Source organism: Neisseria sp. P0021.S007 (genome assembly GCF_051956855.1).
The window spans coordinates 1-536 of record NZ_JBQCXA010001074.1 but is presented as its reverse complement, the minus strand read 5'-3'; the positions used below and the strand labels follow the sequence as shown (position 1 = coordinate 536).

Here is a 536-nt window from a genome sequence, read left to right as displayed (position 1 = left end):
GGTTTTCACTTCATTGAAATTGGTTTTCAGACGGCCTGGAATGTGGGTTTGGGTTCAGGCCGTCTGAAAGGATAAGATGCAGTTAATAAAACAGGCTGTTCCGACACTTTATCGGACAGCCTGTCTGCATATTAGGCGGCTTTCTCGGCTGCCAATTTTTCTTGGCGGTAGGCTTCGGCAGCCTCGCGTTCCCGTTTGGTTGCCTGACGCATCATCCAGTAGTTGACGACAATCACCAGCGTACCGATGATACCGATCAGGATGGTTGCCAAAACGTTCATCTGAGGGTCAAGACCGAGTTTGATTTTGGAGAAAATTACTTGCGGCAATGTCGATGAACCCGGGCCTGACAGGAAAGAGGTAATTACCAAGTCGTCCAAAGACAGGGTAATGCCCAAGAGGAAGCCGGAAGCAATCGCAGGGGCAATCAACGGCAGGGTAATCACGAAGAAAATCTTCAGCGGACGGGCACCCAAGTCCATAGCGGCTTCTTCCAAGGATTGGTCCAATTCCACCAAGCGCGAACGGATAACGAC

The 536-nt window shown here is 50.6% G+C and carries 1 protein-coding gene; it reads right to left on the bottom strand.

Features of this window, described 5'->3' with window-relative positions; genetic code table 11:
- Positions 1-131: 131 nt before the first annotated feature.
- A partial coding sequence (locus ACTHUR_RS17595) for an ABC transporter permease subunit (protein WP_440400012.1) occupies positions 132-536 on the bottom strand: 405 nt, incomplete at its 5' end.